Below are 25108 nucleotides of genomic sequence, written 5' to 3' on the forward strand. Positions count from 1 at the left end.
TTGACTGACGCCGTGGAGCAGCACCCGATCCGCGTGGTGGTCGCCGACGACCAGGCCCTGGTCCGGATCGGCTTCCGGCTGATCCTGGAGTCCGAGGGGATCGAGGTGGCCGCCGAGGCCGAGGACGGCGAGCAGGCCGTCGCCGCCGTCCGCCGCACCCGGCCGGACGTGGTGCTGATGGACATCCGGATGCCCGGCCTGGACGGCCTGGAGGCCACCCGGCGGATCCTGGCCGGCCGGCCGGCGGACCGCGCCGCCGACGCGCCGCGGATCATCATGCTGACCACCTTCGACCTGGACCACTACGTCTACGCCGCGATGGCCGCCGGGGCCAGCGGCTTCCTGCTCAAGGACGTCACCCCGGAGCACCTGGCCGCCGCCGTGCGGCTGGTCCGCACCGGGGACGCCCTGCTCGCCCCGGCGATCACCCGCCGGCTGGTCGAGCGCTTCGCCCGCCCGGCCGCCCCCGAGGCGGCCGCCCCGCACCGTGAACTGGCCACCCTCACCCCGCGCGAGCTGGAGGTGATGGGGCTGCTGGCCCGCGGCCTCAGCAACGCCGAGCTGGCCGGCCGGCTCCAGCTCTCCGAGGCGACGGTGAAGACCCATGTGGCCCGGATCCTGGGCAAGTTGGGGCTGCGGGACCGGGCCCAGGTGGTGGTCGCGGCGTACGAGACCGGGCTGGTCAGCGCGGGCGCGCCGTAAGGGCGGAAGGGCGTAGGGGCGTAGGGGCGGAGGGGCGTAAGGGCGGAGGGGAACGCCGCAACGACGCACGGGAGCACGGGAGTTGGTCGACAACCCCCGGGCTCCCGCCGTCATCGGCTACCGCGTCACACCAGGTCGAAGCGGTCCGCGTTCATGACCTTGACCCAGGCCGCGACGAAGTCCTCCACGAACTTCTCCTTGGCGTCGTCGGCCGCGTACACCTCGGCGACGGCGCGCAGTTCGGAGTTCGAGCCGAACACCAGGTCGGCGCGGGTACCGGTCCACTTGACCGCACCGGAGGCGTCCCGGCCCTCGAAGGTGTGGGCGTCCCCCGAGGCGGAGGACCAACTGGTGCCCAGGTCCAGCAGGTTGACGAAGAAGTCGTTCGTCAGCACGCCCGGGGTCTCGGTCAGCACACCGTGCGCGGACTGCTGGTGGTTGGCGCCCAGCACGCGCAGACCGCCGACCAGCACGGTCAGTTCGGGCGCGCTCAGGCCCAGGAGGTTCGCCTTGTCCAGCAGCAGGAACTCGGCCGGCAGCCGGTTGCCCTTGCCGACCCAGTTGCGGAAGCCGTCCGCCTTGGGCTCCAGCGCGGCGAAGGACTCGATGTCGGTGAGCTCCTGCGGGGCGTCCACCCGGCCGGCCGCGAACGGCACCTCGACGGCCAGCCCGGCCGCCTTGGCCGCCTGCTCGACGCCGACGCCGCCGCCCAGCACCACCAGGTCGGCCAGCGAGACCTGCTTGTCGCCGGCCTGCGCGTTGAAGTCCCGCTGCACGCCCTCCAGCGCCCGCAGGACACCGGCCAGCCGGTCCGGCTCGTTGACCTCCCAGCCGGCCTGCGGCTGCAGCCGGATCCGGCCGCCGTTGGCACCGCCGCGCTTGTCGCTGCCGCGGAACGAGGAGGCCGCGGCCCAGGCCGCGGAGACCAGCTCGGAGACCGACAGGCCGGTCCCGGCGATCCGCCGCTTGAGGTCGGCGACGTCCGCGGCACCGACCTGCTGGTACGAGACGGCCGGCAGCGGGTCCTGCCAGAGCAGGTGCTCGGCCGGGACCTCCGGGCCGAGGTAGCGCACGACCGGGCCCATGTCGCGGTGGGTCAGCTTGTACCAGGCGCGGGCGAAGGCGTCGGCGAACTCCGCCGGGTTCTCCAGGAAGCGGCGCGAGATCGGCTCGTACACCGGGTCGAAGCGCAGCGACAGGTCGGTGGTGAGCATGATCGGGGTGTGCCGCTTGGCCGGGTCGTGGGCGTCCGGCACGGTGCCCTCGCCGGCGCCGTCCTTCGGCTTCCACTGGTGGGCGCCGGCCGGGCTCTCGGTGAGCTCCCACTCGTAGCCGAACAGGGTCTCGAAGAAGCTGTTGTCCCAGGTGATCGGGGTGGCCGTCCAGATGCCCTCGAGACCGCTGGTGATGGCGTCGGCGCCGACGCCGGTGCCGTAGCCGCTCTTCCAGCCGAGGCCCTGCTGCTCCATCGGCGCGGCCTCCGGGTCCGGGCCGACGTTGTCCGCCGGGCCGGCGCCGTGGGTCTTGCCGAAGGTGTGGCCGCCGGCGATCAGCGCGACGGTCTCCTCGTCGTTCATCGCCATCCGGTAGAAGGTCTCGCGGATGTCGCGGGCGGCGGCGATCGGGTCCGGGTTGCCGTTGGGGCCCTCGGGGTTGACGTAGATCAGGCCCATCTGGACGGCGGCCAGCGGGCTCTCCAGCTCGCGGTCGCCGGTGTAGCGCTCGTCGCCGAGCCAGGTGGTCTCGGGGCCCCAGTAGACGTCCTCGTCGGGCTCCCACTCGTCGACCCGGCCGCCGCCGAAGCCGAAGGTCTCGAAGCCCATGCCCTCCAGCGCGACGTTGCCGGTCAGGACGATCAGGTCGGCCCAGGACAGGCTGCGCCCGTACTTCTTCTTCACCGGCCACAGCAGTCGGCGGGCCTTGTCCAGGCTGGCGTTGTCCGGCCAGCTGTTCAGCGGGGCGAAGCGCTGCTGGCCGCCGCCGGCGCCGCCGCGGCCGTCGCTGATCCGGTAGGTGCCGGCGCTGTGCCAGGCCATCCGGATCATGAACGGACCGTAGTGGCCGAAGTCGGCCGGCCACCAGGGCTGCGAGGTGGTGAGCACCTCCTGGATGTCCCGCTTGACGGCGGCGAGGTCCAGGGCGCTGAACGCCGCGGCGTAGTCGAAGTCCGCGCCGAGCGGGTTGGCGACGGCGGGGTTCTTGGCGAGGATCTTGAGGTTCAGCCGCTCCGGCCACCACTGGCGGTTCCCGCCGCCCTGGGTGGGGTGGAGCGCGCGCCCGTGGTTGACCGGGCAGCCGCCCGCGCTCGCCTCTACACCGGTTGCATCGTGGTTCTCAGACATGGGAATCCTTCCGTACAAGGCGGATCACGGTGTCTATCTGCTACCTACGGCACCTACTGCTGCTATTCGGCACTGCCGTTACCCAGGCTAGCGCCGGAGCCGATCCTACGATGGACGTAGTCCAAGTCAAGAAAGACACCAAACCCCCGTCCGGCCGAGGTCGGAGGCCTCAGGACCGGCATTGGTAAACTCCGGTCTTCCCCCATGACCTGAATAGGTGAACCGTGATGAGTGACCTGCTGGAGCGGCTGCGCGAGCGCGGCTGGCGCCTCACCTCCCAGCGGCGTGTCGTGGCCGAGGTCCTGGACGGCGAGCACGTGCACCTGACCGCCGACGAGGTGCACGCCCGCGCGGCCGAGCGCCTCCCGGAGATCTCCCGCGCGACGGTGTACAACACCCTCGGCGAGCTGGTCACCCTCGGTGAGGTCATCGAGGTGTCCACGGACGGGCGCGCCAAGCGCTACGACCCCAACGCCCACCACCCGCACCAGCACCTGGTCTGCACCGGCTGCGGCGCCATCCGGGACGTCCACCCCCTGGGCGACCCGCTCGCCGACCTCCCGGCGGAGCAGCGGTTCGGCTTCGCCGTCTCGGGCGCCGAGGTCACCTACCGGGGCCTCTGCCCGGCCTGCGCGGGCTGAGCCGGCCCACCGGCGGAGCGCGCCGTCACCCCGGAACCGTCCAGCGCACCGGCAGGCTCTTGAGGCCGTTCTGGAAGTTGGACACCAGGCGCCGCGGCGGCCGGTCCGGGTCGAGCTCCAGCCCCGGGAGGCGGTCGAGCAGGTGGCGCAGCGCCGACCGCAGCTGCAGGCGGGCGAGCCGGGCGCCGACGCAGAAGTGCGGGCCGTACCCGAAGCTCACGTGGTCGTTCGGGGTGCGGGAGACGTCGAAGCGGTCCGGCTCCGGGAACACGGCCTCGTCCCGGTTCGCCGAGGCGTGGTGGACCACCACCTTGTCGCCCCGGCGGACCGGCTGCCCGGCGATCCGGGTGTCCCGGGTCGCGGTGCGGCGGAAGTGCACCACGGGCGGCCAGCAGCGCAGCATCTCCTCCACCGCCGACGGGACCAACTCCGGCCGCTCGCACAGGAGTCGGTACTGGTCCGGATGGCTGAGCAGGGTGTGCAGGCCGCCCGGCAGGCCGTTGCGCACGGTCTCGTTCCCGGCGACGGCGAAGAGGAAGAACATCGTCTCGAACTCGGCGGCACTCAGGCCGGCGTCCCGCATGCGGGCGACGATGCTGCCCGGCGGCGGCTGTCGGGCGAGCGCGTGGGCGTAGGCGAACATGTCGGCGAGGGCCGCGCGGGAGCGCGGGTTGAGCGGGCGGCCGTCAGGGGCGGTGGGAGTGGTCGGCCGGTGGTCGAGCGCGGCGCGTCCCACGGCGGTGAGCCGGGACGGGTCGGCGGTACTGGACCGGGCGTACTCCGGGTCCTGGTAGCCGATCACCCGGTTCGACCAGTCGACCAGCAGCTGCCGGTCCTGCTCGGGCACGCCCAGGACCAGGGCCAGCGTCCACACGGGCAGATCGGCGGCGAGCGGCACGAAGCCGGCTTCGCCCAGGGGGCGGATCGCGGCGACCAGTTCGGCCGCGCGCCCCTCGATGGCGGCGGTCAGCCGGTGCAGCGCCCGCGGGGTGAACGCGGCGGTGACGATCCGGCGCAGCCGGGCGTGGTCCGGCGGGTCCTGGTTGAGCATCATGGTGCGGACGAAGGCCAGGTCGGCGGGGGTGTCCGGGTCGCGGATCTGGGTCGCCCCGAGGTGTGAGGAGAACAGCTCCGGGCTGCGCAGCACGTGCTTCACGTCCGCGTGCCGCAGCACCGCCCAGTAGCCCGGCCCGGCCGGCCAGTCCCCCACCGCCGGCTCCTCCACCCAGCAGACCGGGGCCTCGGCCCGCAGCTCGCGGAACAGCCCGTACGGAACGCCCTCGGCGTACGTCCCGGGCAGGAAGATCCGGTTCACCCGCGCCTGGTCCAGTGCCACGGTGACCGACCGTACTGCGTCGCGGTTGCGGCGATCAACCGGTGGGATCCCGTAAGGTCGGCCAATGGCCAAGTACTTCGACGTGCACCCCGAATCCCCCCAGCCGCGCACCATCAGCACCGTGGCCGACAGCCTCCGCTCCGGAGCCCTCATCGCGTACCCGACCGACTCCTGCTTCGCGCTCGGCTGCCGCCTGGACAACCGCGACGGGCTGGAGCGGATCCGGTCCATCCGGCGCCTCGACGACCGCCACCACTTCACCCTGGTGTGCGAGGACTTCGCTCAGCTGGGGCAGTTCGTCCAGCTCGACAACAACGTCTTCCGGGCCGTCAAGGCCGCGACGCCGGGCAGCTACACCTTCATCCTCCCCGCCACCAAGGAGGTGCCGCGCCGGCTGATGCACCCCAAGAAGAAGACCGTGGGGGTGCGGATCCCCGACCACGCCGTCACCCGGGCGCTGCTCGCCGAACTGGGCGAGCCCCTCCTCTCCAGCACCCTGATCCTCCCCGGCGAGGACGAGCCGATGACCCAGGGCTGGGAGATCAAGGAACGCCTCGACCACGTGCTGGACGCCGTGGTGGACTCCGGCGACTGCGGCACCGAGCCGACCACGGTCATCGACTTCTCCAGCGGCGAGGCCGAGATCACCCGCCGGGGGGCCGGCGACACCGCGCGCTTCGAGTGAGGGCCCGGCGGCCGGGGCCGGGGGGCCCGGCCGCCCGGCTGCCCCCGGCTCAGCGGTGGCGGAGGTCCACGAACGAGCCCACCAGCCCACCGAGGGCGATCGCCGGGATCAGCGACGCGTCCCACGGCTGACCACCCGCCGGCCCGGAGGCCGCCACCAGGGCGGCGACCGCCAGCGCCGTCGCCCGCCCCGCAGTCGACTGCGGAATCAGCGGCGAGGGCTTGCCGTTTCGCCGCTCACGGGCCAGTTTGATGACGAGCAGGAGCAGTGCGACTGCGAGCAGTGGCGGCACCATGTCGTGGGTCATGCCGCCAGGATGTCATGGACGGTGATGAGTTGATCGAGTTGGGTGGGGTCATCGATCCGCAGGAAGGCCGCCTCGACGGCCAGTTGGAGCTCGGGCCCGCGCAGCCAGGCCGCGAAGGTCCGGTACGCGGCTCCCCGTTCGTCCCAAAGGGCGTCCCGCGGTTCGAGCTCACCGCCGAGGGCGAACTCGTACAGGCGCTCCACGGCCACGGGGCTCGCGAGCCGGGCCCATTCTGTTAGGCCCTCTCCGGCCGCCGGTCCCGTCCGGATCGGCGGCCCCCAGGCCACTGAGCACGGCCTCGGTGTCCCCGCACTGCCGGGCGTCGTGCAGGACGTCCGGCCACAGGGCGTCGAGGAGCCGGCGCAGGTACGGCGCCTCCGGCCAGTCCTGCCAGCCGGCCTGCGCCAGCTTGCGGCAGACCAACGGCACGTCGGGCCAGGCGAGTTCGCCGGTCAGGACGAGCTGGAGGATGCGCGGCGCGAAGTAGCGCAGGTCGGCGGGCGAGCCGACGGTGTTCAGCACGGAGGCGGCGTAGGGTCCCAGTTCCTCGGGCGTCAACTGCGCGCGGGGCGTGCGCAGGAGGCGGTCCAGCCCGGCCCGGGAGGCGCAGCAGGGGCAGGCGTCGATGCGGCTCGGCCGCGGGGCGGTCGAGAACGCCTCGGGGAGACCGGTGACCAGGTGCTGCAGTGCGGTGCCGTCCGTCATGGCCGCCATTCAACAGGTCCGCCGGGACGGGCGTGGGTGCGTTTCGGCCGGGCTGGACCAGGCACGCGTCGGCCCGGGGTTGCGCAGGGCCACCCCGGGTGTGGGGGAACAGATCCGATCGGCGTGTGGTTGGGGCAGGGCGACGGCCAAGGACGGCACTCGCGAAGGGGCTTACCCATGAAGATCGGCATCATCGGCGCGGGCAACATCGGCGGTAACCTCACGCGGCGGCTGACGGCTCTCGGGCACGAGGTCTCGGTGGCGAACTCGCGCGGGCCGGAGTCGTTGCGGGCGCTGGTCGAGGAGACGGGCGCGAAGGCGGTGACGGCCGCGGAGGCGGCGCACGGCGCCCAGGTCGTGGTGGTGACGGTGCCGTTGAAAAACGTACCGGGCCTGCCCGCGGGGCTGTTCGACGGCGCCGCCGAGGGGCTCGCGGTGATCGACACCGGCAACTACTACCCGAAGGAGCGCGACGGCCGGATCGACGCGATCGAGGACGGCGGGCTGACGGAGAGCCGCTGGACGGAGCAGCACCTGGGCCACCCGGTGGTGAAGGTGTTCAACGGCACCTACGCGCAGGACCTGCTGGACCGCCCGCGCCCGGCGGGCGACCCGGAGCGCCTCGCCGTGCCGGTCTCCTCGGACGACGAGGCGGCGAAGGCCGTGGTGCGGGCGCTGGTCGACGAGTTGGGCTTCGACACCGTGGACGCCGGCGGCATCGACGAGTCCTGGCGCCAGCAGCCGGCCACGCCGGTGTACGGGCTGCGCGCCGGGGTGGCGGCGGTCACCCGGGCGCTCGCGGAGGCGTCCCCGGAGCGCCCGGAGGCGCACCGGGCCTGAGGCACCGCAGCGGGGCCCGGCCGCTCAGGGCTCCGTCGGCAGGGCCCCGCCGGTCAGGGCTCCGCCGCTCAGGGCTCCGCCGGTCAGGCCGAACTCGCCCGCACCACCAGTTCGGTGGGCAGCTCCAGGCCGCCCGTCGGCGCGGCCCCGCCGTGCACCTGGTCCAGCAGCCGGGTGACCAGCCCGGCCGCCAGGGCCCGCAGCGGCAGCCGGACCGAGGTCAGCGGCGGGTGCAGGTGGCGGCAGAGCGGTGAGTCGTAGAACCCGGTGACCGCCACCCCGGCGGGCCCGACCGCCGACCCCTCGGCCCGGATCGCCTCGTACGCGTCCAGCGCCAGCAGGTCGCTGCCCGCGGCGACGGCCGTCGGCCGGTCGGGCCCGCGCAGCAGCTCCCGCACGGCCGCCACCGGCCCGGCCGTCGGCGCCGCCTCCGACGGGGCGACCGCCGTCAGGCCCAGTCGGCGCGTCTCGGCGAGGAAGCCCGCCCGCCGAGCCGCCATCCAGGGCAGGTCCTCGGCGGCGCCGAGGTAGCCGATCCGGCGGTGACCCCGCGCCGCGAGGTGCCGCACCACCGCGGCCATCGCCGCGTCGTTGGCGATGTCCGCCCAGTGCTGCGGCTCGCCCGGTCCGGTCCGGCCGAAGCTGACGAAGGGCACGCCCAGCCCGGCGACGTGGGCGATCCGCCGGTCCTCGGTCAGGACGTCCGCCAGCACCAGCCCGTCGACTTGCCGGGCCGCCACCAGTTCGTCGATGGCCGCCACCGGGTCCGCCGCGGGCGGGGCGGGCCGGAACAGCAGCACCCGCTGCCCGCGTTCCCCGGCCGCGTCGACCAGGGCCTCCAGGAAGCCGGCCATCAGCGGGTTGGGGTCGAGCGGGTCGTCCACCGGCGCGAGGTAGCCGATGGTGCGCCGGGCGCCGCTGCGCAGCGACCGGGCCGACTGGTCGGGCTGGTAGCCGAGTTCGCGGATCGCCGTGCTGACCCTGGTCAGCGTCTCGGCGCGGACCCGGTGCGGGGCGTTGAGCGCGTTGGAGACGGTCTGCCGGGAGACCCCGGCCGCGCGGGCGACCTCCTCGATGGTGGTGGCGCCACGGCGCGGTCGGTGCGCTCCCTCGGGCATGCGGGTCCTCCGGTGGTGGGTCAGGGGCGGCGCAGCGACAGCAGCCCGCCGCGCGGCACCGCGAGGGTGTCCGTCCAGTCGAGGTCGATCTCGTCCTGCCGGACGATACGCCCCCGGGCGTCCTGGACGGTGGCGGTGGCCCTGCCGCTGCCGCCCACCAGCCGGACGTCCGGGTCGGCGTCGGCGTTGGCCACCAGCAGGGTGTGCCAGTCGTCCGCCGAGACGTCCACCGGCAGGGCCGCGTACCGGGCGACCACGACCGTCCCCTCCCCGCGGGCGGTGACCAGCGGGTATCCGAGGTCGGGCCGGCTGGGGAGCAGTTCGCCGCGCTGCAGGGTGTCGAGGTGCTCGCGGAACACCCCCAGCCAGAAGGCGATCGCCTCGCGCTGCCCGGGGTCCTGCGCGGCGAGGTCGACGGAGATCTGGGGCACCGAGAAGAGCACGTTGACCAGGTGGCAGGCGATCTGCTCGGGCGGCTCGGCCGGGTGCCACATCAGCATGTCAGCGTGCACCGGCACCGGCCCGGCGGCCAGCCGCACGTCGACGGTGCGCTGCCGGTTCTCCTGCGGGCTGAGCGGGCAGTCGGTGGCCCGGATCATGGTGGCGTACGGCCACAGGGCGGGGCTGACGTACGGCTGCCGGTGCTCGATCATCGCGTCCGGGTGGGCGGCGGTGGTCCGGGCCCGGATCGCGGCGAGCAGTCGCTCCACGCCCTCGGCCACCTCGGCGCAGTCCGCCTCGGGGCCGGGCCCGGGGGCGTCGGGGCGCTCGGCGGCGCGGGCGAAGGAGTCGACGAAGTCGACCTTGAGCCCGTCCATGCCCCACTCCTCGACGGCCCGGGCCAGCCGGTCGGTGAGGAACTCGCGGACCTCGGGGTAGCGCGGGTCGGCGACCACCGCGCCCAGGTGGGGGACGTCGGCGAGGGCGTGCCGGCCGATCTTCCGGTAGGCGGCGCTGTCCTTGCCGATGAACGGCAGCGCGTACCAGAGCAGGTAGCGGACGCCGAGGTCGTGGACGCGCCGGACGTGCTCGGCGGTGTCGGGCAGCGAGACGGGCTCCCAGTCGCCGCAGTGGGCGTAGCCGCGGGTGCGGTCGGCGGTCATCCAGCCGTCGTCGACGATGATCACGTCCAGCCCGAGGGCCTTGCCGAGCGCGGCCTGGGCCTCGATCCGCTCGGGCGAGACGTCCTGGTGCATCGCGTACCAGGTGGAGTAGGCGGGGCGGCGGGCGTCCTCCGGGACGACGACGGAACAGCCCTCGCCCCACCAGGCGGTCAGGTCGGCCAGGCAGCGGGCGAAGTGCCGGCCCGAGGTGTCGATCCGGACGGTGATCCGGCCGGCGGCCTGGGCCCAGCAGCGGAAGTCACCGGTCTCCTCGACCACTCCGGCCCCGACCAGCACCTCGGTCTGCTCGGCCGCGAAGGCGCAGACCGCGGTGTCCCCGGTGCCGACCAGCGCGGCGATCGGGGCGCCGGCGGCGGGGCCGGTGCGGCGCGGGGCGCTCCAGGCGGCGGGCAGCCAGCCGGTGCCGCGCGGTTCCGGGGTCCAGAAGGAGGTGACGTCCACGCAGGGCACCCGCCACTCGATCCGGACCTCGGCCGGGCCCTCGGCGCTCACCTCGACCACGCCGTCGGCGACCTCCCGGACGGTGGCGGTGCCGCTCGCCCGCAGGTCCAGGCCCCGGGCGTGGGGCAGCGGGTGGAGCGCTCCGGGGGCGGGGGCGTGCGGCTCCCAGACCTCGGCCGTGCTCCCGGCCGTAGTCCCCGCTGCGGTGTCGGTCTCGGTCATGCCGCTCAGCCCTTCGTCGCGCCGGCCAGCAGGCCGGAGATGAACTGCCGTTGGAGGACCAGGAAGAGGACCATCATCGGCAGGGTGGAGAGCGCGGTCCCGGAGAGGATCGCGCCGTAGTCGGTGGTGCTCTGGTTGCCGTACAGGGTCGCCAGGGCGACCGGCAGGGTGTGCATGCCGGGGCTGCGCAGGGCGATCAGCGGCCAGACGAACTGGTTCCAGGAGCCCAGGAAGAGGAAGATCGAGAGCGCGGCGAGCACCGGCCGCATCACCGGGACGACGACGTTCCACAGCACCCGGAACTCGCCCGCGCCGTCGACCCTGGCGGCGTCCAGGAGTTCGTCCGGCAGGCTGCTCAGCGACTGGCGCATCAGGAAGACCGCGAAGGGCACGCACAGCCCGGGCAGGATGATCGCCTGGTAGGAGTCGAGCAGGCCGAAGTCCGTCATCATCGTGAACAGCGGTACCAGCATGACCTGTTCGGGCACCACCAGGGTGGAGAGCAGGAGCGCGAACAGCAGGGTGCGGCCGCGGAAGCGGAACTTGGCGAAGGCGTAGCCGGCCAGCAGGGCGACGACCAGGGCGCCGAGGGTCTGGATCCCGGCCACCAGCAGGGAGTTGCCGAGCACCCGGAGCAGGCCGATCCGCTGGTCCAGCCGGTGGAGGTTGTCGCCGAGGCCCCCGCCGGGCAGCAGGTGCGGCGGCCAGTCGAAGATCTCGGTGTCCTTGCGGGTGACGGAGACCAGCAGCCAGTAGAAGGGGGCGACCGAGAAGCCGGTGAGGCCCGCCAGGAGGAAGGTCAGCGGCCAGCCGCGGAGGTTCCTGGGGTTCATCCGTCCCTCTCCCCCATCAGGCGCATCTGGACCGCGCCCAGCACGGCCACCAGCAGGGTGAGCGCGTAGGCGATGGCGGAGGCGTAGCCGAAGTCGAAGTAGCGGAAGCCGTTCTGGTACAGGTACATGGAGACGGTCAGGCTCGCGTTGTCCGGGCCGCCGCCGGTCAGCACGTACGGCTCGTCGAAGAGCTGGAGGGTGCCGATGGTGGAGAGCACGACGGTGAACAGCAGCAGCGGGCGCAGGGCCGGGACGGTGATCGCGGTGAAGCGGCGGACCGCACCGGCGCCGTCGACCATCGCGGCCTCGTACAGCTCCTCCGGGACGGACTGCAGGCCGGCCAGGTAGATGACGGCGTTGTAGCCGGTGTAGTGCCAGGTCAGCACCAGGACGACGGACATCCGGGCCCAGAACGGCTGCCCCAGCCAGTCGACGGCGGGCAGGCCGACGGCGTGCAGCAGCCAGTTGACCGCGCCGTCGTCGCGCTTGAGCAGGAAGGCGAACATCACGCCGGTGGCGACCAGGCCGGTGACGGCGGGCATGAAGACGCCGAGCCGCCAGACGGCCCGCCAGCGCACCAGGGTGGAGTTGATGCCGACGGCCAGCAGCAGGGCCAGCCCGAGCATCAGCGGGACCTGTACGACGAGGATCTCGCCGGTGTTGCGCAGGGCCGTCCAGAACAGCGGATCGTCCATCAGGCGCCGGTAGTTGGCGAGGCCGGCGGGGCGGGCGGCGGGGCCGGAGCCGGTGGTGAAGGAGAGCAGCAGCGAGTCGACGATCGGGTAGGCCTTGAACACGCCGAAGGTGATCAGGGCGGGGGCGAGCAGCAGGTACGGCAGGGCGGTGCGGCGCAGCCGGGCCCGGCGGTGGGCGCGCGCGGCCGGGCCGGCGGGGCGGGCGGGGCGGGTCCGTCCGGTGGCGGGGGGTGCGGTGGCGGCGGTCATGCGACGGTGCGTCCGGTCTGCTGGGCGAGCTGCTGGGCGGCGGCCCGGAGGACGCCGGCCGGGTCGCCGCCCTTGAGGAGGACCTTGGTCTGGGCGTCGCTCGCGAGCTTGAGGGCGCGGGCGTAGTCGCCGGAGTAGTTGGTGGGGTCGCCGCCGTCGGTGGCCAGGTCGGCGAAGGTCCGCAGCGGGGACTGGCCGCCGTAGTAGTCGCTGGGCCTGGCGTACAGCGGGTCGCCGTAGGCGTCGAGGAGTGCGGGGAAGACCCCGCCGGCGTCGAACATGGCGTTCACCGAGGCGGGGCGGGTGAGCGCGTACTCGACGAACTTCCAGGCGGCGCGGCGGCGCGGGCTGGAGGCGGCGACGGTGAGGTGGGTGGAGTTCACCAGGGCGGTGCGCTTGCCGCCGGGGGTGACGGCCGGGGGCTTGGCGAGGCGCCAGTTGCCGTGCTGGTCGCCGAACTTGGCCTCCAGGTAGTGCGCGGCCCAGGCGGGCATCGGGGCGACGGCGAGCTTGCCGGCCTTCATCAGGGTGGCCCAGCCCTGGTCGCCGGGGGCGTCGGCGACCAGCCCGGCGTCGTCCAGGTGCTTGAGGGTGGCCAGGGCGCGGACGTCCGGCTCGGAGCCGAGGGTGATCCGGCCCCCGAGGTCGAAGTAGAAGGCGCCCTGGAGCTGCATCAGGGACTGCACGAAGTCCAGGTCGGGGCTGGGGTTGGCGGCCTTGTTGATGCCGATCAGCGAGATGCCGGGGTTGGCGGCCTTGAAGCGGTCGGCGACCGCCGTGAGGTCGTCCCAGGTGGCGAAGGAGGCGGGGTCGAGGCCGGCCCTGTCGAAGTAGTCCTTGCGGTAGAAGAAGCCGAGCGGGTTGGCCTCCCAGGGCAGGGCGTAGGCGTGGCCGTCCTTGCCGGTGACGACCGGCCACAGGCCCTTGGCGAACTTCTCCTTGTGCGCGTCGGCGCCGAAGGCCGAGAGGTCGGCGAGGCCGCCGGGGAACTTCTCCAGGTAGCCGGGCAGGTAGTCGCAGCCGATGTGCAGGACGTCGCCGAGGCCCTGGCCGCCGGCCGCCAGGCCGACGGTGATCTTGTCCCAGATGGCGGGGTTGCCGATGTCCTGGACGTCCACCGTGATGCCCGGGTTGTCCTTCTCGAAGGCCGGGACGACGGCGCGCAGCGCGACGGCCGCGGTGGCCCACGACCAGACGGTGACCTTGCCGGTGTCGGCGTCCCCGCCGGAGGCGCTCCCCGAGCCCGGGTCGCCGCAGGCCGCGAGGGCTCCGCCGGCCGTGAGGGCCAGCAGGCCGGCGCCGGAGGCGCGGAGCAGGTCGCGGCGGGAAAGGTGTGACATTGCATTCCTCCCGATGGGTGGCTCTGGACGGAGGCGGGGCATGGGGGTGGTGGAGCTCGGCGGCCAAGTTTGAACGTTCAAAACAACAAAACAGACCACAACTCAACAGATTCGCACGAGCGGAACACAGCAAACGCCCGCCCTCCCCGCGCCGTCAACCCCTGGCGCAGCGAAGGGCGGGCTCCGCAACCGTTCCGTTATGAGCGCCGGCGGGTCAGGAGCGGACCACCGGGGCGCCGGTGAGGTCGACCCCGGCGTCGCGGAGTTCGGTGAGCGCGGCATCGGTGGTGTCGGGGGCGACGCCGGCCGTGTAGTCGAGCAGGACGCGGGCGTCGAAGCCGGCCCGGCGGGCGTCCAGCGCGGTGGCCTTGACGCAGTGGTCGGTGGCGATGCCGACGACGTCGACGGCGTCCACGCCGCAGTCGTGCAGCCAGTCGGCGAGCGGGGTGCCGTCGGCGGTGAAGCCCTCGAAGCCGCTCTTGGAGGCGGAGCGGGCGCCCTTGTAGAAGACCTCGTCGACCGCGCCGGCCTCGACGGCGGGCAGGAAGTCGGGGTGGAACTCGCCGCCCTCGGTGCCGGCCACGCAGTGCACCGGGAAGGAGTCCCGGTAGTCGGGATGCTCGGAGAAGTGGCCGCCCGGGTCGACGTGGTGGTCCCGGGTCGCAACCACCCGGGACCACCCCTCCCGCTCCGGGCCCTGGATCAGCGCGGCGATCGCCCGGGCCCGGTCGGCGCCGCCGCCGACCGGGACGCTTCCGCCCTCGCAGAAGTCCTTCTGCACATCCACCACGATCAGCGCGCGCGTCATCGAACGGCCTTTCCTCACCAGGTTCTTACGCATCCGCGGCCCAGCTTGGCGGGTCGACGGCCGTGGACGAAGCAACCGGGCGGCCGTTCACTCGAACGGGTTCCACCGGTTCCCGGCAGGGATACGGCGGGGCGCGGCGGGCGGCCGCCGCCGTCGAAAGGGCGTCGAACCCGCGTCGAACAGGCCATTGAGAGCCGGTCGGCGCCGCACCTACACTCGCGGCCGTCCGTGACCCCGCGTCCCGGATTCCGCTCCGTGTTCCGCTCCGTGTTCCGCTCCGTGCCCGGGGTGCTCGATCCACCCCGGGTCGATCGCCGATGTCCCCCAACCCACCCTCGTGGAGGACTACTTGAAGGCTCGAACGATACGCCGCATGCTCCTGGCCGGGGTGAGCAGCCTGGCCCTCGCGGCCTCCGGCGCGCTCGCCGCCCCGGTGGTCGGCAGCGCCGTGCCCGGCGGCGCCGCGGCCGCCGGCTACCCGACGGTGCACCCCACGGTGGCCGACTACGCCCAGGTGTCGGCGGGCACCACTCCCCCCACCCCGACGCAGTGCGCGAGTGCGGGCCGCCGCTGCTTCGACCCCCAGGCGATCAGGGCCGCCTACCACCTGGGCCCGCTGTACGCGGGCGGCTTCGACGGCCGCGGCCAGACGATCGCGATCCTCGACTCGTACGGCAGCGACACCATGGCGCACGACCTGCACGTCTTCGACCAGGCCTTCGGCGTCACCGCGATGTGCGGCGAGGAGGCGGTGACCTGCCGGCCCGGGATGCCGTCCTTCGGCGAGCTGCACGTCCAGGGCGATCCGGGCACCAACGCCCCGCCGCCCACCAGCCACGGCACCGGCCAGGAGAGCAAGGCCGCGTGGGCGCTGGAGGTCGCGCTCGACGTGGAGACCGCGCACGCGATGGCGCCCGGTGCGAACATCCTGCTGGTCAGCACGCCGACCGCGGAGACGCTCGGCGTCCAGGGCCTGCCGACGCTGATGAACGCCGAGCAGTACGTGGTCGACCACCACCTGGCGAACGTCATCTCGCAGTCCTTCGCCTCCGCCGAGGGCGCCTTCGGCAGCGCCCAGTCCATCGAACCGCTGCGGCACGCCTTCAAGTCCGCGGCCCTGAACGGGGTCACGGTGCTCGGCTCCTCCGGCGACAGCGGCACGGCCGGCTCGGAGAAGACCCCGGTGAAGTCGGGCGGCTCGACCCTGCCGTACCCGTCCGTGGAGTGGCCCGCCTCGGACCCGCTGGTGACCGGCGTGGGCGGCACCTACCTGTGCACCGACCCCGGCGCGACCGGCGCCCGGACCGTGGACAGCACCGACAACCCGGCCGCCTGCCAGAGCAACTCCGGCTCCGCCGAGGTGGGTTGGACCAACTCCGGCGGCGGGTTCAGCCGGGTCTTCGACCGGCCCGACTACCAGTCGGCGCTGCCGGCCGGCTCCACCGCGATCGGCGCCAAGCGCGGCGTGCCGGACGTCTCCCTCCAGGCCGCCTCCAGCACCGGCGCGCTGGTCTACCTGTCGCTGCCGCCGGACGGCTCCTCCGGCCTCAAGTGCGGTGCCACACCGTGCAGCACGGGCTGGTACGACATCGGCGGCACCTCGCTGTCCTGCCCCCAGTGGGCCGGCCTGGTCTCGATCGCGGACCAGATCAACGGCGGCGGCCTGGGCCAGATCAACCCGGCCCTGTACAAGCTGGGCGCCGACCCGGCGAAGTACGCGGCCGACTTCAACGACGTGACGCTCGGGAACAACACCACCGACCCGACCGTCCCGGGCTACCCGGCCGGTACGGGCTGGGACCCGGTCACCGGCCTCGGCACGCCCGACGCGGCGAACCTGCTGCCGGACCTGGTCAGCGCCGTCCGGGCGGGCTGACCGCGGCCCGGCGCTCCGCCCCGTCGAGCTGTGCGGCTCGACGGGGCGGAGCCGTGTGCGGCACCGGCCCGGCCGGCTCGGCCAGTTCGGCTGGGTCACGGATCCGGAGGGGAACCGCATCGAGCTCTGGCAGCCCGCCTGAGCGCGGTCGGAGGGCCCGTCTTCAAACTCCCGCACGGGAAGTCGGCCGGGCCGACTTCCCGTGCGAAGCGATCAGAACAGCGCGTCGGCGGACCCGCACTTGAGGGTGCCGCTGGCCGTGGCGTCGATGCCGCCCGGCATCTGGTGCACCGCCATGCCGGAGAACGTGATGGCGTCCTCGGTGCGGCCGGCCCCCGCACCGACCGGGACCTTTCCGGCCCACGCCGCCACCTTCGGGTCCTCGGGCTCGCCGACGGTCAGCAACAGGCTCATCTGGCCCTGGCCGTCGAAGCCCATGACCAGGGCGGCCTTCTTGGTGGACTTGCCCGTCGCGCTCAGGGTCAGCGGGCCGGACGGGGACTTCTTGCCGACGCAGCCCGCCGTGTCGAAGGTGAACGTGCCGCCCTCGCTGCCGGTGATGGTGACGGTGTTCGCGCCCCCGGAGCCCGCCGCACCACCTGCCGAACCGCCCGCCGCATCGGCCGTCTTCGAGGGAACGGCCGGGGTCGGCGCGTCGGCCGGTGCGGAGGTGGCGGCGCTCGACGTGACGGCGGTCGGCACGGCGGCGGTCGGTGCGGCGGAACTTGGCGCGGCGGTGTTCGAGGAGGACGACGAGCCCGAGGAACCGCAGGCCGAGAGCAGGAGGACGGAGGCGCCGAGGACCACGGCGGGGACCACACGAGTCATTCGCATCATGGGCACAACGTAGAGCTCCTGTGTGACAGAACATCAGCGAATCCTCGACGGATCCGTACCAGAGCGGTCCGGCTTCCCCCGCGCGGCCCCCGTGCGCCCCACCCGCACCGCAGTTGGTCAGCGGGGGGACCGGATGCCGTCGATGATGCGGGTCCAGTTGTCCGCGCCGTGGCCGTCCTCGATCGCGCGGCGGTAGTGAGCCTGAACAGCCAATGGGAGGGCGGGGTCGAGGCCGAGCGAGGTGCTGGTCTCGACGATGTGGTCGGCGGTCGCGCCCATCATGGTGACCGTGCTGAGGTGGCCCGGGTGCTCCCCCGCGTCGAGCGCGGTGCCGGGGGCGGCCTCGCCGGCCCGCAGGATGGCGCCGATCGTGTCGGCGGAGGAGAGCAGGTCCGGCAGGGCCTCCGCGGCCTTCATCCCCGCGGTGCCCAGCATCGCGGTGGCCTGCATCAGGGCGGACAGGGTGGTGAGGAAGACGGCGAGTTGGGCCTGGTACATCATCTGGGCGAGGCCCGCGTCCTCGCCCAGGTACCTCGGCGTGCCGAGCAGGGCCAGCGCGGCCCGGTGGCGCTCCATCACCTGCCCGGGACCGCTGTAGTAGACGTGGGACGCCGCCGTACCGACCATCGGCGCGGGGACCATGACGCCCCCGGTGAGGAACTCGGCGCCGTGGCCCGCCGCCCAGGCGGCCGCCTCGCGGGTGCGGTCGGGGGTGTCGGAGCTCAGGTTGACCAGGGTCCGCCCGGCGAGCGCCGTGGTGGCACCGTCGAGGATGTCGTACATGGCCCGGTAGTCGGTGAGGCTGAGGATCACGAGGTCGCTCGCCCCGACCGCCTCGCCGGGCGTCGCCGCGAGCGTCGCCCCGGCCGCGACGACGCCGTCGGCCCGAGCGGCGGTGCGGTTCCAGACGGTGACCGGGTGGCCGGCGGCGAGGAGGGAGCGGGTCATCGCCTGCCCCATCGGGCCGAGCCCGATCACGGTGACGGCGCTGTGCTGACCGTTGGTGTGGTTCTGTCGTTCGTTCACCCCTCCATCCTCGGAGAGGGCAACTATCCTCGGAAGTACCCACTATTTTCTGCGGTACTTACCTTTTCGTAAGGGGGATCGGTGATGGCCAAGGCACCGAGGAACGGGCCCTACATCTGCGGGATCGACGCCGCGCTCGACGTGGTGAGCGGCAAGTGGAAAGGGCTGATCCTGTGGGAGCTCACCACCCACGGCGTGCGCCGCTTCGCCGAACTCCGGCGCGCCCTGCCGGGCGTGAGCGAGAAGATGCTGACGCAGCACCTGCGGGAGATGGAGCAGGACGGCCTGGTCCACCGGGAGGTCTTCGCCGAGGTGCCGCCGCGGGTGGAGTACTCCCTGACCGAGGACGGGCGCACGCTCAACGAGGCGCTCCGGCCGCTCGGCGTCTGGGGAGCCGGCCGGGTCCGGCGCGAGGGGCTCGACCTCGTCGCCGTGGCCGAGGCCTCCCTCGGGTAGGGCGCGGGCCGGGTTGGTCGTGGGGGGGACCCACCCGGCCCGCGCGGGCGCGTCACGGCTCGGGGCCGTCGGGATCCTGCGTCAGCAGGTGAACCTCGGCGACTGCACCGAGCCCTGGCGGACGTCGTTGTTGGTGATCCAGGTGTCGATCACCAAGGTCCCGCCGAGTGCGCAGTAGAGGTCGTGCCCGTTCCACTGCTGCGAGACGTTGTTGGACAGGTCGCTGTCGACGGTGTAGAGGACGCTCGGGTTGAAGTCGCTGATGGAGCCGTCCGCGTTGACGCGGGCGACCGCCTGCCAGATGCGCACCTGGGTGTCCGGCGTCCCGTAGGCGGTCACCGACGAGGCCACGCTGCTCTGGAGGTTGTTGGGCCGCGCACACGGCAGCAGCGAGACGCCGTGGCCCACGTACACCGAGTTCGGTTTGATGTCGAGGCCCCCGCGGCAGCCACCGCCCCCGATCTGCTGTGCCGAGGCGCTGCTGGTGGAGCCGATGACCAGGCCGAGGGTGGCCGCCGCCGCGAGGGCGAGGCTGGCGAGCTTGCGCATGGGTTTCTTTCCTCCGGTGTCGGATTGGCCGTGCACCGCCACCTTCGCCGTCGGGGCTCCTCCGGCGACAGCTCTTCGCCGCTGGGCCTCATAGTTGAGAACTCACCCACGGCGGCCCGGCCGCGTGGCACCATCGGCTGTGCTCGAAATCGGCTTCCGGCCGGCCGATCTGGCCCGCGTCCGGTTCGCGGTCTCTCCGCTGGATCACGTGCTGGGCGGCGTCGCCGGCCCGCAGCACCACTGCGCCCGCGACTCGGTGAACCGGGACCGGTGGTGGCGCCGGGTGAAGGGCCACGTCCCGCAGCAGGCCGCGGCGTTCATCGATCTGGTCAACGCGAGCCCGCTCGGCGTGCCGATGTTCCTGACCCCCGACAGCACGGCCGCGCGGGCGACCATCGGCGACGAACTCGACGCCCTGCTCGCCCTCCCCGAGGCCGAGGTCCACCGGGAGATGCAGGACTACGGCACCGGGCCGGACCTCCCCCGCGTCATCGCCGAGTTGCGGGACGGCGGCACCCGCCGGCTGCGCCGGATCACCGACGCCGCCTGGGCGCTGTTCCGCACCTGCCTCGCCCCGGACTGGCCCGACATCCAGCGCGCCCTGCGGGCGGACGTCGAACAGCGCTCACGCGCCGTCGCCGAGACCGGGCTCGGCCCGATGCTGGCGCAGCTCCACCCGGACCTGTCCTGGCACGACGAGGGCACCCTCCGGTACGCCAGTCCGGAGTGGCGGCTCGCGTACGACCTCGGCGGGCGCGGGCTGGAGTTGCGGCCCAACCTGTTCCTCTCCGGCCTCACCGCGCCCCTGGGCGCCCACCGGTCGCCGGCCCTGCTGTACCCCGGCCGCGACCACCCGGCCCGCCACGCGGACGGACTGGCCCGCCTCCTCGGCACCGCCCGCACCCGGGCCCTCCGGGCGATCGCCCAGGGCGCCTGCACCACCGGCCAGTTGGCCGAGGACCTCGGCGTGTCCGCACCGACCGCCTCCGCCCACGCCACCGTGCTGCGCGACGCCGGGGTGATCACCACCGAGCGCCGGGGCCGCGAAGTCCGGCACAGCCTCACCGCCCTCGGCCGCGACCTCCTCCTCGGCTGAGTACCGGCCGTCGGTGCACGGCTTCGCGGCGGCCGGAGCCGGCACGGCGTTCAGAGCATCGCGGGGCCCAGGGTGTCGCACTTGAGGCTGCCGCTGGCCTTCGCCTCGGCAGCGTCCGGCGTCCTGGAGACCGGCAGGTCGGTGAAGGTCACAACGTCCCTGGTCCGGCCTGCCTTCTCACCGACCTCGGCCTTTCCTCCCCAGGTGACCGTGGACGGGGCGAGGACCTTGTCCATGGCCACCGTCAGGATCATCTCCCCCTTGCCGTCGAAGACGGCCGTCAGCATGGCCTTCCCGTCGGGCCCGCCCGTCGCCATCAGCAGGAGGTTCCCGGACGGGGACTCCTTGCCGAGGCAGGCACCCCCCGTGAACTCGTACGTACCACCGCTGCTGCCGCTGATGACGACGGTGTTGGTCGGCCCCGGGCCGGCGGTGCTCGGGACTGTAGTGCTCGGGGCGGTGCCGTCCGGCGCGGCGGCCTTCGCGGACGGCTGCGTGGACGGCGCCGGGTCCGCGGGCCCGCAGGCCGCGAGCAGGAGCGCGGAGACGCCGGCGACCACCACGGGATGCACACGAGTCGTTCGAATCATGGTCAGAAGGTAACGCCCTCGGATGACGATGCGTCATCGGATGCCCAACAGGTTCGCTGCGGTCCGCAGTCAGCGGCACCGGGCACCGGGTCAGCGGCCGACCTCGCGCAGGCGGAAGTCCTCGACCGTCTCACGGCGGATGAGCAGCCGGGCGCGGCCGTCCTTGACGGCGGCCACGGCGGGCCGGCCGACCAGGTTGTAGCCGGAGGCCATCGACAGCTGGTAGGCGCCGGCCGCGGGGACGGCGAGCAGGTCGCCGGGGCGCAGGTCGGCGGGCAGGACGGCGTCGTGGACCAGGACGTCCCCCGCCTCGCAGTGGCGGCCGACGACGTCCACCCGGGCCGCGCCGGCGTCGGAGCGGCGGCCCACCAGCCGGACGCTGTACGGGGATCCGTACAGGGCCGGGCGCGGGTTGTCGCTCATGCCGCCGTCGACGGCGACGAAGGTGCGGCCGTCCGCCGTGTGCTTGACGGAGAGCACCCGGTAGACGGCCACCGCCGCCGGTCCGGCGATGGCGCGGCCCGGCTCGACGATCAGTCGGGGCACCTCCAGCCGGGCCTCGGCGCAGCGGACCGCGAGCCGGTCGGTGACCCGGACGGCGAACTCGGCGAGGTCGAACTCGGCGTCCCCCGGCAGGTACTTGATGCCGTGGCCGCCGCCGAGGTCCAGTTCGGCCAGTTCGACGCCGTGCCGGTCCCGCACCGCGGCGAGCAGCCGCACCAGGGCGTCGACGGCCTGGAGGAAGGGTTCGAGCTCGGTGATCTGCGAGCCCAGGTGGCAGTGCAGTCCGGCCAGTTCGAGTCCGGGCTGGTCGAGCACCCGGGCGATGGCGTCGGCCGCGTCGCCGCCCTCGATCGGGAAGCCGAACTTCTGGCCGCCGACGCCGGTGCGTACGGCCGCGTGGTGGCCGGCCGCGATCCCGGGGACGACCCGGACCAGCACCTTCTGCGGGGTGTCGGCGGCGACCAGCGCGGCCAGCCGGGCGATCTCCGCCGGGCCGTCGATGACGATCCGCCCGACCCGCAGCCGCCGGGCCAGCCGCAGTTCCTCCGGGGACTTGGCGTTGCCGTGCAGCAGGATGCGCTGGGCCGGGAAGCCGGCCGAGACGGCCAGCCACAGTTCGCCGGAGGAGCAGACGTCCAGGCCGAGGCCCTCCTCGGCGGCCCAGTCGGCCATGGCGCTGCACAGGAAGGCCTTGGCCGCGTACAGCACCTCGGCGTGCGGAAGTGCCCGCCGGTAGGCCCGGGCGCGGCTGCGCACCTCGCCCTCGTCCAGGACGTACAGCGGGGTGCCGAACCGTTCGGCCGCCTCCGCCAGTCCGACGCCGCCGACCAGGACCTCACCGCCCGGGCCGGGCCGCGCGGAGGCGGGCCACGGGCCGCCGAGGGTGTCGGCGGGGGCGGGGGTCGGAACGGGCGGGGCGATCAGCTGGGTCATGGCGGCTACTCCTACGGGTGGTGGGGAAGGGCGGCTCGGTCAGTCCTCGTAGTGCATGGCGAAGCGGCAGTGCGCCGGGCGGGTGCGCGCCTGGTCGACGGTGCTCGGCGCGGGTGAGGGCGGCTCGGGCCGGTCCTGGCGGTCGGCGGCGGGCACCAGGCGGATGGTGCGCCCCAGCGGCCGGTCGACGTCGATGAGGGCGGTGGCGGTGGTCACGGCGGGCTCCTGGGATCTGCGGCAGGGGCCGTCGTCCGGCGGCCCGCATCCAGTGGAGACCCTCCGGGCACCGTTCGCACCCGGCCTTGACGCACGGCCTACGCATCGGGGGCGTACCTTGACGACTTCCTGACATGCCCGGGATTCCAGCGTTCCGAACGACTGTTCGTGCAGGTCAGGGGCCGGGCGCCGGCAATGTCAGGGAAGCGTCAAGGATGGCCGTTTCCTCGCCAAGCCCGCGTCAAGGCCGGCATGGCCCGGCGGACTCCGATGGTGGGCTGTGGCCCGTCCCCGTCGCCCCGAGCACGCCGCCCCGCAGCTTCGGGGCGCCCCGGAAGGTCCCCCGAGACGATGCGCCGTTCGGCCCTCACCCCACCGGACACCACCCCCGGCACAGGCCCGGGCACCACGCCCGGCACCACCCCCGGCACCGGCCCCGGCCCGCAGAACTGGTTCCGCCGCCCGGAGCCCGCCGCGCCGGAGCCCCCGCACCCGCACCCGCACCCGAGCCACCGCCCGTCGACCGCCAAGGGCCGACGGCAGCTGATCACCCGGCACCAGCTGGCCGAGGCACTGCCCGCCGCCGTACGCAAGCTCCACCCGCGCACGATGCTGCGCAACCCGGTGATGCTCGTGGTCGAGACCGGCTCGGCGCTCACCACCATCAGCGCCGTCGTCCACCCGAGCGTCTTCGCCTGGGCGATCTCCTTCTGGCTCTGGCTGACCGTGCTGTTCGCCAACCTCGCCGAGGCCGTGGCCGAGAGCCGGGGCAAGGCGCAGGCCGCCTACCTGCGCCGCGCCCAGGCGGCCACCACCGCCCGGCGGCTGCTGCACTGGCGGGTCGGCACCCGCGACTACCGACACGAGGTCGTCCCCGCCGAGGAGTTGACGCTGCACGACATCGTGCTGGTGCCGGCCGGGGAGGTGATCCCGCAGGACGGCGAGGTGGTCGAGGGCGTCGCGACGGTGGACGAGTCCGCCATCACCGGCGAGTCCGCGCCCGTCATCCGCGAGTCCGGCGGCGACCGCACGGCCGTCACCGGCGGGACGAAGGTGCTCTCCGACCACCTGGTGGTCCGGGTCACCTCGCGCCCCGGGCAGAGCTTCGTGGACCGGATGATCGCCCTGGTCGAGGGCGCGAACCGGCAGAAGACGCCGAACGAGATCGCCCTCAACATCCTGCTGGCCTCGCTCACCATCGTCTTCGTGCTGTCCGTGGTCTCGCTCCAGCCGATGGCCATCTACGCCCACGCCCCGCAGACCACCGTCGTCCTGGTGGCGCTGATGGTCGCGCTGATCCCGACCACCATCGGCGCCCTGCTGTCCGCGATCGGCATCGCCGGGATGGACCGGCTCGTCCAGCGCAACGTGATCGCCCTGTCCGGACGGGCCGTCGAGGCCGCGGGCGACGTGGACGTGCTGCTGCTCGACAAGACCGGCACCATCACCCACGGCAACCGCCGGGCCGTCGCCCTGCACCCGCTGCCCGGCGCGACCACCGAACAGCTCGCCGAGGCGGCCCAGTTGGCGTCCGTCGCGGACGAGACCCCGGAGGGCCGCTCCCTGGTCGAACTGACGAACCGTCAGTACTGGGTGCCGCCGCGGACCCCCGGTGAACTGGGCGAGCAGCGACCCGTCCCGTTCACCGCGCACAGCCGGATGAGCGGCGTCGACCTCAGCTGGCCGGACGGCACCGGCTGCCTGATCCGCAAGGGCGCGGCCGCGGCCGTCGCCCGCTGGGTGGTGGACTCCGGCGGACGGATGCCGATGGAGGCGAAGCCCCTGGTCGACCGGATCGCCGCGGCCGGCGGCACCCCGCTGCTGGTCGCCGTGCACGACCGGCACGGCGCCCGGGCGCTCGGTGTGGTCGAGCTCAAGGACGTGATCAAGGAGGGCATCGCCGAACGCTTCGCCGAACTGCGCCGGATGGGCATCCGCACCGTCATGGTCACCGGCGACAACCCGCTGACCGCCCGGGCGATCGCCGAGGAGGCCGGGGTGGACGACTTCCTCGCCGAGGCCACCCCCGAGGACAAGCTCGCCCACCTCCGGCGCGAACAGGCCGCCGGGAACATGGTCGCGATGACCGGCGACGGCACCAACGACGCCCCCGCCCTCGCCCAGGCCGACGTCGGCGTCGCGATGAACTCCGGCACCCCGGCCGCCAAGGAGGCCGGCAACATGGTCGACCTCGACTCCAACCCGGCGAAGCTCATCGACATCGTCCGGGTCGGCAAGCAACTCCTCATCACCCGGGGCGCGTTGACCACCTTCTCGATCACCAACGACGTGGCCAAGTTCTTCGCGATCATCCCCGCGATGTTCGCCCACGCCTACCCCGGGCTGCACCACCTCAACATCATGGGCCTGCACAGCCCGCAGTCCGCGATCGCCTCCGCGATCATCTTCAACGCACTGATCATCGTCGCCCTGATCCCGCTCGCCCTGCGCGGCGTGCGCTACCAGCCCGCCTCCGCGACCGACCTGCTCCGGCGCAACCTGCGGGTGTACGGGCTGGGCGGGCTGGTGCTGCCGTTCCTCGGCATCAAGGCGATCGACCTGCTGATCGAGTTCGTCCCGGGCCTGGGCTGAGCCCCGCGGCCGCCAGGAGGCCGCCTGTCAGGAGGCCGTCAAGAT

The 25108-nt window shown here is 73.5% G+C and carries 25 protein-coding genes; 8 read left to right on the forward strand and 17 right to left on the reverse strand.

The annotated features are described in order from the left end of the window. Positions 1 to 702, forward strand: a complete 702-nt coding sequence (locus ACFY2K_RS10275) for a response regulator (protein WP_375883744.1) — start codon at positions 1 to 3, stop codon at positions 700 to 702. A 125-nt stretch (positions 703 to 827) separates the two neighbouring features. On the opposite strand, the gene katG is transcribed toward ACFY2K_RS10275, so the two are convergent. Then, the gene (gene katG / locus ACFY2K_RS10280) at positions 828 to 3044 is read right to left on the reverse strand and encodes a catalase/peroxidase HPI (RefSeq protein WP_387710638.1); all 2217 of its coding nucleotides are present in this window, start codon (positions 3042 to 3044) and stop codon (positions 828 to 830) included. 227 nt (positions 3045 to 3271) lie between these two features. Here katG and ACFY2K_RS10285 point away from each other — a divergent pair, with 227 nt between their 5' ends. Next, a complete protein-coding gene (locus ACFY2K_RS10285) occupies positions 3272 to 3685 on the forward strand; it encodes a Fur family transcriptional regulator (protein WP_360238584.1) in 414 nt (137 codons plus the stop codon). 25 nt (positions 3686 to 3710) lie between these two features. Here the strand turns inward: ACFY2K_RS10285 and ACFY2K_RS10290 are convergent, their stop codons facing one another. Next, entirely contained in the window at positions 3711 to 5021 is a 1311-nt protein-coding gene (locus ACFY2K_RS10290) for a cytochrome P450 (protein WP_387710640.1), read from the reverse strand. Between the two features lie 64 nt (positions 5022 to 5085). On the opposite strand from ACFY2K_RS10290, the gene ACFY2K_RS10295 reads away from it, so the two are divergent. Beyond that, on the forward strand, positions 5086 to 5706 hold the full coding sequence (locus ACFY2K_RS10295; RefSeq protein ID WP_375883736.1) for an L-threonylcarbamoyladenylate synthase: 621 nt from the start codon (positions 5086 to 5088) through the stop codon (positions 5704 to 5706). 49 nt (positions 5707 to 5755) lie between these two features. Here ACFY2K_RS10295 and ACFY2K_RS10300 read toward each other — a convergent pair whose 3' ends face one another. Genes ACFY2K_RS10300 through ACFY2K_RS10310 form a run of 3 tightly spaced genes read right to left on the reverse strand, consistent with a single transcriptional unit; the run spans position 5756 to position 6718 of the window. Further along, positions 5756 to 6013, reverse strand: coding sequence for a hypothetical protein (locus tag ACFY2K_RS10300; RefSeq protein WP_375883734.1), 258 nt, complete (start codon positions 6011 to 6013; stop codon positions 5756 to 5758). Continuing rightward, a complete protein-coding gene (locus ACFY2K_RS10305) occupies positions 6010 to 6216 on the reverse strand; it encodes a hypothetical protein (RefSeq protein ID WP_375883731.1) in 207 nt (68 codons plus the stop codon). The genes ACFY2K_RS10300 and ACFY2K_RS10305 overlap by 4 nt, the downstream gene beginning before the upstream one ends. Beyond that, positions 6182 to 6718: a hypothetical protein gene (locus tag ACFY2K_RS10310; protein WP_380639173.1), complete on the reverse strand. Its 537-nt coding sequence runs from the start codon at positions 6716 to 6718 to the stop codon at positions 6182 to 6184. The genes ACFY2K_RS10305 and ACFY2K_RS10310 overlap by 35 nt, the downstream gene beginning before the upstream one ends. A 177-nt stretch (positions 6719 to 6895) precedes the next feature. Between ACFY2K_RS10310 and ACFY2K_RS10315 the strand changes: the two genes are divergently transcribed. Then, positions 6896 to 7558: an NADPH-dependent F420 reductase gene (locus tag ACFY2K_RS10315; protein WP_380521543.1), complete on the forward strand. Its 663-nt coding sequence runs from the start codon at positions 6896 to 6898 to the stop codon at positions 7556 to 7558. A gap of 83 nt (positions 7559 to 7641) precedes the next feature. On the opposite strand, the gene ACFY2K_RS10320 is transcribed toward ACFY2K_RS10315, so the two are convergent. The 6 genes from ACFY2K_RS10320 to ACFY2K_RS10345 form a co-directional block, all read right to left on the reverse strand. After that, on the reverse strand, positions 7642 to 8676 hold the full coding sequence (locus ACFY2K_RS10320) for a LacI family DNA-binding transcriptional regulator (protein WP_375883722.1): 1035 nt from the start codon (positions 8674 to 8676) through the stop codon (positions 7642 to 7644). A 20-nt stretch (positions 8677 to 8696) separates the two neighbouring features. Continuing rightward, positions 8697 to 10463: a glycoside hydrolase family 36 protein gene (locus ACFY2K_RS10325; protein ID WP_387710644.1), complete on the reverse strand. Its 1767-nt coding sequence runs from the start codon at positions 10461 to 10463 to the stop codon at positions 8697 to 8699. A 5-nt stretch (positions 10464 to 10468) separates the two neighbouring features. Continuing rightward, positions 10469 to 11296 (reverse strand): carbohydrate ABC transporter permease, encoded by an 828-nt coding sequence (locus tag ACFY2K_RS10330; protein ID WP_375883718.1) that lies wholly within the window; start codon positions 11294 to 11296, stop codon positions 10469 to 10471. Beyond that, positions 11293 to 12240: a carbohydrate ABC transporter permease gene (locus tag ACFY2K_RS10335; RefSeq protein ID WP_387710646.1), complete on the reverse strand. Its 948-nt coding sequence runs from the start codon at positions 12238 to 12240 to the stop codon at positions 11293 to 11295. Before ACFY2K_RS10335 ends, ACFY2K_RS10330 begins: the two co-directional genes overlap by 4 nt. Then, entirely contained in the window at positions 12237 to 13580 is a 1344-nt protein-coding gene (locus tag ACFY2K_RS10340) for an ABC transporter substrate-binding protein (RefSeq protein ID WP_387710648.1), read from the reverse strand. Before ACFY2K_RS10340 ends, ACFY2K_RS10335 begins: the two co-directional genes overlap by 4 nt. Positions 13581 to 13794: 214 nt before the next feature. Further along, entirely contained in the window at positions 13795 to 14388 is a 594-nt protein-coding gene (locus tag ACFY2K_RS10345; RefSeq protein WP_375883710.1) for an isochorismatase family protein, read from the reverse strand. Positions 14389 to 14761: 373 nt separating this feature from the next. Between ACFY2K_RS10345 and ACFY2K_RS10350 the strand changes: the two genes are divergently transcribed. Further along, positions 14762 to 16264, forward strand: coding sequence for a protease (locus ACFY2K_RS10350; protein ID WP_380590085.1), 1503 nt, complete (start codon positions 14762 to 14764; stop codon positions 16262 to 16264). Between the two features lie 213 nt (positions 16265 to 16477). On the opposite strand, the gene ACFY2K_RS10355 is transcribed toward ACFY2K_RS10350, so the two are convergent. Continuing rightward, positions 16478 to 17101 (reverse strand): hypothetical protein, encoded by a 624-nt coding sequence (locus ACFY2K_RS10355; RefSeq protein WP_380639161.1) that lies wholly within the window; start codon positions 17099 to 17101, stop codon positions 16478 to 16480. 117 nt (positions 17102 to 17218) lie between these two features. Next, positions 17219 to 18127 carry an NAD(P)-dependent oxidoreductase gene (locus ACFY2K_RS10360; protein ID WP_380639159.1) on the reverse strand — a complete coding sequence of 303 codons (909 nt, stop codon included), beginning with the start codon at positions 18125 to 18127 and terminating at the stop codon, positions 17219 to 17221. Positions 18128 to 18211: 84 nt separating this feature from the next. Here ACFY2K_RS10360 and ACFY2K_RS10365 point away from each other — a divergent pair, with 84 nt between their 5' ends. Then, a complete protein-coding gene (locus tag ACFY2K_RS10365) occupies positions 18212 to 18583 on the forward strand; it encodes a winged helix-turn-helix transcriptional regulator (protein WP_387710651.1) in 372 nt (123 codons plus the stop codon). 81 nt (positions 18584 to 18664) lie between these two features. Here ACFY2K_RS10365 and ACFY2K_RS10370 read toward each other — a convergent pair whose 3' ends face one another. Then, a complete protein-coding gene (locus ACFY2K_RS10370) occupies positions 18665 to 19132 on the reverse strand; it encodes a hypothetical protein (protein WP_380521561.1) in 468 nt (155 codons plus the stop codon). A gap of 139 nt (positions 19133 to 19271) precedes the next feature. On the opposite strand from ACFY2K_RS10370, the gene ACFY2K_RS10375 reads away from it, so the two are divergent. Beyond that, a complete protein-coding gene (locus tag ACFY2K_RS10375; RefSeq protein ID WP_387710653.1) occupies positions 19272 to 20228 on the forward strand; it encodes an ArsR/SmtB family transcription factor in 957 nt (318 codons plus the stop codon). 50 nt (positions 20229 to 20278) lie between these two features. Here ACFY2K_RS10375 and ACFY2K_RS10380 read toward each other — a convergent pair whose 3' ends face one another. From ACFY2K_RS10380 to ACFY2K_RS10390, 3 genes are all read right to left on the reverse strand, one after another. After that, positions 20279 to 20818: a hypothetical protein gene (locus tag ACFY2K_RS10380; RefSeq protein WP_387710655.1), complete on the reverse strand. Its 540-nt coding sequence runs from the start codon at positions 20816 to 20818 to the stop codon at positions 20279 to 20281. Positions 20819 to 20908: 90 nt separating this feature from the next. Next, positions 20909 to 22255, reverse strand: coding sequence for a diaminopimelate decarboxylase (gene lysA / locus ACFY2K_RS10385; RefSeq protein WP_380406259.1), 1347 nt, complete (start codon positions 22253 to 22255; stop codon positions 20909 to 20911). A gap of 39 nt (positions 22256 to 22294) precedes the next feature. Beyond that, entirely contained in the window at positions 22295 to 22471 is a 177-nt protein-coding gene (locus ACFY2K_RS10390) for a hypothetical protein (RefSeq protein WP_375883689.1), read from the reverse strand. A 351-nt stretch (positions 22472 to 22822) separates the two neighbouring features. On the opposite strand from ACFY2K_RS10390, the gene kdpB reads away from it, so the two are divergent. Next, the gene (gene kdpB, locus ACFY2K_RS10395; protein WP_387710658.1) at positions 22823 to 25063 is read left to right on the forward strand and encodes a potassium-transporting ATPase subunit KdpB; all 2241 of its coding nucleotides are present in this window, start codon (positions 22823 to 22825) and stop codon (positions 25061 to 25063) included. Positions 25064 to 25108 lie beyond the last annotated feature (45 nt).

The sequence above is a fragment of the Kitasatospora sp. NPDC001309 genome, assembly GCF_042896295.1.
Taxonomy (GTDB): domain Bacteria; phylum Actinomycetota; class Actinomycetes; order Streptomycetales; family Streptomycetaceae; genus Kitasatospora.